The 5,974-nt window shown below is 29.5% G+C and carries 5 protein-coding genes; 3 read left to right on the top strand and 2 right to left on the bottom strand.

The genetic code is table 11. The features are described from left to right. Positions 1 to 164: 164 nt before the first annotated feature. Complete coding sequence (locus BMY82_RS08990) at positions 165 to 674, bottom strand: GNAT family N-acetyltransferase (protein WP_091976216.1); 510 nt, start codon at positions 672 to 674, stop codon at positions 165 to 167. Between the two features lie 431 nt (positions 675 to 1,105). On the opposite strand from BMY82_RS08990, the gene nadA reads away from it, so the two are divergent. The 3 genes from nadA to nadC all read left to right on the top strand — a co-directional run bounded on the left by nadA (position 1,106) and on the right by nadC (position 4,285). Then, the gene (gene nadA, locus BMY82_RS08995) at positions 1,106 to 2,023 is read left to right on the top strand and encodes a quinolinate synthase NadA (protein WP_091976217.1); all 918 of its coding nucleotides are present in this window, start codon (positions 1,106 to 1,108) and stop codon (positions 2,021 to 2,023) included. Positions 2,024 to 2,085: 62 nt separating this feature from the next. Next, positions 2,086 to 3,450, top strand: a complete 1,365-nt coding sequence (locus BMY82_RS09000; RefSeq protein WP_091976218.1) for an L-aspartate oxidase — start codon at positions 2,086 to 2,088, stop codon at positions 3,448 to 3,450. Beyond that, positions 3,443 to 4,285: a carboxylating nicotinate-nucleotide diphosphorylase gene (nadC, locus tag BMY82_RS09005; RefSeq protein WP_091976219.1), complete on the top strand. Its 843-nt coding sequence runs from the start codon at positions 3,443 to 3,445 to the stop codon at positions 4,283 to 4,285. The genes BMY82_RS09000 and nadC overlap by 8 nt, the downstream gene beginning before the upstream one ends. A 138-nt stretch (positions 4,286 to 4,423) precedes the next feature. Here nadC and BMY82_RS09010 read toward each other — a convergent pair whose 3' ends face one another. Continuing rightward, positions 4,424 to 5,518: a glycerol dehydrogenase gene (locus BMY82_RS09010; RefSeq protein WP_330386713.1), complete on the bottom strand. Its 1,095-nt coding sequence runs from the start codon at positions 5,516 to 5,518 to the stop codon at positions 4,424 to 4,426. Between the last annotated feature and the right edge of the window lie 456 nt (positions 5,519 to 5,974).

The following is a 5,974-nucleotide window of genomic DNA, read 5'->3' on the forward strand; positions in this document are numbered from 1 at the left end:
CGTCTATTGACGACTTATTTATAGTAACATATCTAAAGTTTTTTGTCAATACTTTTTTTATTTTTTAGTTTTAACTTATTAAAAACTTTTTTATTCTATGCTTTCCTCTTTTTAAAGGACAAGTAATAATATATCACTTTATTTTTAAGTCGTCAATAGTTTTTTTACATTTCTATAACTTTTTCATATGCCAATCTTATTCCACCATCTGCTGACACTATATTTCCACAGTGATAATATCCTAACTTACCTATTATATGTTGCATTTTTTTATTACTTATATCTGTAGCTATTCTTATTATATTAACATTTCTTTTAGTTGATATTTCTTCAGCTAACTTAAAGGCTGCATCTGCAAGTCCCTTATCTCTACTTTTCTTACTTATTGTCATTCTGTTGATTACAGAGTATCTTCCAGATGCTTTCCACTCACCATCTATTTCTTGGTATCCTGCTTTTCCATCTATATCAACACATATATAACCTATTTCTTTATTATCCTTAACTATAAAGTATCCTCTTAAAAACTCAACATCTTCTTTTATTGTATCCATGCTTGGATAGCCATTTTGCCACTGCTCAATGCCTTGTTCTTTTAAGTATACTCTTGCTTCGTCTATAAAATTTAAAGCTAATTCTTCTTCACCTTTTTTTACCATCCTCAATTCTAACATATATACACCTCTCTCTATTTTAAAACAATTATTATTCTATCGTTATATTATATATCAATAATATTTCTAAGAAAAGAATTTTTTTCAATTTATATCAAATTATTCTAATTAATTAATACTTTTCTTTTATCACTATATTTTATAACTATAATAGTTATTTTTTATGGATATCTTTTTTCAATATTTTTTTAGAATTAATGCTTATTTGGGACTGGCTTATAGCATACCTTTTTAAAAAAAGTATTTAAAAAACACTTTTTTTAGATTCTTTTTTAATATTTTAAATCTTTAAATAGACTATGCCTTGTCTCTTTATTAAAGATTCTTTCTTTTTTCATTGTATAGATTTATTCATAATGTTATAATTGTATTTACATATGTATATACACTTAGCTGTACATATAGAAAACAACTATTTAAGGAGTATTGACATGACTAATAATATAGATCATTTAAAAAATGATATTTTAAAACTAAAAAAAGAAAAAAATGCACTTATACTTGCTCATTTATACCAAAATCCTGAAATTCAGGAAATCGCTGACTACACAGGTGATTCATATTACCTTAGTGAACTGGCTATGAATTCAGATAAAGATTTTATTGTTTTTTGTGGAGTTAAATTTATGGCTGATAGCGCAAAGATACTATCTCCTGAAAAAACAGTAATCCTTCCTGCAGTCGAATCATCTTGTCCAATGGCAGATATGGCTATTCCTGAAGATTTAGAAGATATGATAGCCAAACATCCAGATGCTCTTAAAGTTTGCTATATTAATTCTTCTTATGAAGTAAAGGCATTATGCGATGTATCTGTTACTTCATCAAGCGCTATCGAAATATTAAAAAATGTAGATAATAACAAAATTCTATTCTTACCTGATAAAAATCTTGGTGAGTATCTATCAGAATTCTTTCCAGAAAAAGAATTTATTCTATGGAATGGCTTCTGTCCTACACACCATAGAATAGAAAAAGAAAGCATTCTAAATATGAAAAAACTGCATCCAAATGCATTAGTTCTCACTCATCCTGAATGTAGAAAGGAAGTTCGAGAAATCAGCGACTATGTAGGCAGCACAAGCGGAATCATTAAATTTGCTACAGAAAATCAATGTAGTGAATATATTATATGTACGGAATCCGGTATATTATATAGCTTGGAAAAAAATAATCCAAACAAGAAATTTTATTTCCCTGAAAATATCGTCTGTCCTAATATGAAAAAAACAAGACTAGAAGATGTTTATAAGGCTCTTTCTGAAGAAGTTGAAGAAATTACACTTGATGAAAATATAAGAAAGAAAGCACTTATTTCTCTTGAAAACATGCATAAATTAGGAAAGTAATAAATTAAGTTATAAACAATAGATATTATATTTTAATACATTAATGGAGGATATTAAATACTATGGAAGCTATTTTCAACGACCTCAATTTTGCTGGAGAAAATTCAGGTTATATATATAAAGATAAAGAAGGCACTGATTGTATAGATACAGATGTTCTTGTTATTGGTTCTGGAGTTGCCGGACTAAACAGTGCCCTAAACATTAGCAAGGACTTAAATGTTCTTGTAATTTCAAAAGATAAGGTAGATTGCACAAATACAAAACTTGCTCAAGGAGGGATATCTGTAGCCAGAAATAAGGAGGATATACCCCTATTCATTGAAGACACCCTTAAAGCAGGTAAATACAAAAATGATTTAGATGCAGTTAAAGTTCTCGCTGAAGAATCTATTGATCGTCTAAACGATCTTATCGACATGGGAATAGAATTAGATAAAAATAGCAGTGGAGAAATAGACTATACAAAAGAAGGCGCTCACACAATAAGTAGAATTGTCCACTCTAAAGATCATACAGGAGAGAATGTTGAAAAAACTCTTATTCTAAATGCTTTGAAATCTAAAAATATCAATATATGGGAAAATAGTTTTTTTATAGACATTATAGAGAGTGAAGGCAAATGTGTAGGTGCTATAGTAGTAAAGGATAGCAAACAAATTAATATTTTTTCGAAATATACTATCCTAGCTTGCGGTGGTATAGGTGGACTGTATAACAACTCCACAAGCCAAAGAATTTTAAATGGTGATGGAATTGCTGCTGCTATTAAGCACGGTATAGAACTTAAAGATATTAATTATATTCAAATTCATCCAACTGCTTTTTATGATAAGAATAATAATGGTCGAAGATTTTTAATTTCAGAATCACTTAGAGGTGAGGGGGCTATTCTAAAGGACATCAATGGAAATAGATTTGTAGACGAGCTTCTTCCAAGAGATATTGTTTCAAAAGCTATACTTAAGCAAATGAAAGATACTAATAGCCAATATGTTCTTCTTGATGCCTCATTTATGGATGCGGAATATTTAAAAAATCGTTTTTCTCTTATCTATGAAAACTGCCTTGAAAAAGGAATAGATATAACAAAAGAAGCCATTCCAGTTTCCCCAGCACAACACTATTTTATGGGTGGAATAAAGGCCAATACAGACAGTAAAACTTCTATGGAGAATCTTTTTGCAGTTGGAGAAACAAGTTGCACAGGAATCCATGGTGCCAATAGACTTGCCAGCAATTCACTATTAGAAGGGCTAGTCTTTGGAAAAAGAGCTGCTAATTTTATAAATAAAAATATAAAAAATAAAAGTATACTACACATAAATGTAGATAAAATTAATAAAGACATCGAAACTATAAAAAAGGAAAACAAAGATCTTGTAATAAAGACAATTAAAGAACATGGAGGTTATATAGATGCTTAACTATGCTTATATAGATGAAATAATTGTAAATGCTTTAAAAGAAGACATACCTTTCTCTGATATTTCCACAGAAAATCTTATAGATAAAAATAGTATATCTGTAGTAGATTTAATATGCAAAGAAGATGGTATTATAGCCGGAATAGATATCTTTAAAAGGGTTTTTACAATAATTGGAGACATTGAGGTAATCAGTTTTATTTCAGATGGAAACGCTGTAAAAAGTGGAGAAAAAATAGCAGAAATTAGAGGTAATACTAGAAAAATCTTAATGGGAGAAAGAACTGCACTAAACTTACTGCAAAGAATGAGTGGAGTTGCCACAATTACAAAAAAATTTGTAAATAAAGTATCACACACTAAAGCTGTAATTGTCGATACTAGAAAAACAACACCTGGTCTTAGAATATTAGAAAAATATGCTGTAACAAGAGCTGGTGGTATGAACCATAGATTTAATCTTTCTGATGGAATAATGTTAAAAGATAACCACATTGACGCCGCTGGTGGAATAAAAAATGCGGTAAAAAAAATACGAGAAAATTCTTCATTCGTAAGAAAAATAGAAGTAGAAACAGAAAATATAGATATGGTCAAAGAAGCACTCGATTCTAATGTAGATATTATAATGCTAGATAACATGGATATAAATACTGCAAAAAGTGCCATTAAATTAATAGGGAATAAAGCTATAATAGAGTTTTCTGGAAATGTTTCATTAGACAATGTAAAAGAAATTGCTGAAATTGGTGTAGACTATATATCTATTGGAGCTCTTACCCACTCTGCTAAAATACTTGACCTTAGTATGAAAAATCTGAGATCTATAAACTAAACCCATATATACACAAATTGGCACCGATAGAAGTTTTATACTATCAGTGCCAATTTTATATTTAAAGCATATGTATAAGCATATTATTTATTAACAATTTATTATTGATATATACTATTTATTGCCTGCTACAATGATTTACTTATTATTTATAAACTTTCTTCCTAATATATCAGCCATAAGAATTGCATTTTCGAGAATTTCAGGAGTAACATCTCCTACCATATTATGAATTGTTTCGCCTTCTGCACAAGCTTTTTCACATGCAATAATAACTCTTGACTTATCAGTAAGACCAAGCTTATCAAGAGTTAATGGTAAGCCAACTTCATACATAAATTCCATTACTTCTTCTATTTCACTCTTAGCTGCATTCTCCATTATAAGCTGAACTACAGTTCCAAAAGCTACCACATCACCATGATTTGTATGTTCACACTCTTCAAGACCAGTGAATCCATTATAAATTGAATGTGCGGCTGCAAGTCCACCGTTGTCTGCACCTACTCCACTTAAATATGTTGCTGCCTCAACAACAGCTTCTACTGCAGGCGTAACCAACTTGTTATCTACAGCTTCTTTTGCCATAGCACCATTTTCTATTAATATATCATAGCATATTTTACAAAGTGCCATTGCTGAGTGAGTAAGTCCTCCGTTTTCAAGAGAAGGAGCTCCAACTCTCTGGCAGGCTCTAGCTTCAAAATAAGTTCCCAAAGCATCCCCCATTCCAGCAACTAAAAACTTAGTCGGTGCATTTGCTATTACCTGTGTATCAACTATTACCGTATCTGGATTAGATGGATAGAAAATATATTTATCAAAAGTTCCATCATTGTTGTATATAACTGATAAGCCAGTACATGGTGCATCAGTGGCAACTACTGTAGGTATTATGACTACTTTTTTATTTTCAAAATAAGCAGTGGCCTTGGCAGTATCAATTGCTGAACCTCCACCTAAAGCAACTACAACATCTATCTTATCTTCTTTTACTATATTTCTCATCTTTTCAATTTCGCCGTTTGAACTAATCCCACCAAATACTTCAAATCTTAAAAAAGCATCTTTAGATTCAAATCCAGCTTCAATACTAGACTTACAATACTTATATCCACTATTTGAACATATAAATAAAAATCTTTTTCCTAAATCCTTTGTTTCATTGTAAACTTCCTTTAATGCACCTTTTCCTTGTACATACTTATGTGGCGCTCTCATTAACTTCAACATATACATCCTCCATTTAAAATGTTAATTTTATAACGTTACTTTAGTATATCATAATTTTCATTTTTGTAAATATAAAATATAATATTCTATGTTTTATATAGAATAATTTTAATTTATAGACATTTTATCTTATTATTTACCATTTATTGCTATAAATTCCTATTATTTTAAACTATATTATAAATATATGAAAACAAAAATCTGCCAACACATACTAATTTTCACTTAATATTTACTAACAGATCTTATTCTTATATATATTTTTTTAAAATGCTTATGTATTAAATTTCACGAATCATAATTGCTGAAAAACAAGTGTTTTTATAATTTTTACAACTCAAACAATCTTCTTTAATATTTTTTATTTACATTTTAAGCATTAAAAAAGGACTTCATATTGAAGTCCTTACTTACTTGGCTGCGTCCTACTCTCCCAGACAGTTTCCCATCAAGTAC

The sequence above is a fragment of the Peptostreptococcus russellii genome, from assembly GCF_900110295.1.
GTDB classification, from domain to species: Bacteria; Bacillota; Clostridia; order Peptostreptococcales; family Peptostreptococcaceae; genus Peptostreptococcus; species Peptostreptococcus russellii_A.

Excerpts from the sequence above, each read along its gene's own strand:
- BMY82_RS08990 (WP_091976216.1), bottom strand. The coding sequence starts at position 674 with ATGTTAGAATTGAGGATGGTAAAAAAAGGTGAAGAAGAATTAGCTTTA.
- nadA (WP_091976217.1), top strand. The coding sequence starts at position 1,106 with ATGACTAATAATATAGATCATTTAAAAAATGATATTTTAAAACTAAAA.
- BMY82_RS09000 (WP_091976218.1), top strand. The coding sequence starts at position 2,086 with ATGGAAGCTATTTTCAACGACCTCAATTTTGCTGGAGAAAATTCAGGT.
- nadC (WP_091976219.1), top strand. The coding sequence starts at position 3,443 with ATGCTTAACTATGCTTATATAGATGAAATAATTGTAAATGCTTTAAAA.
- BMY82_RS09010 (WP_330386713.1), bottom strand. The coding sequence starts at position 5,518 with ATGTTGAAGTTAATGAGAGCGCCACATAAGTATGTACAAGGAAAAGGT.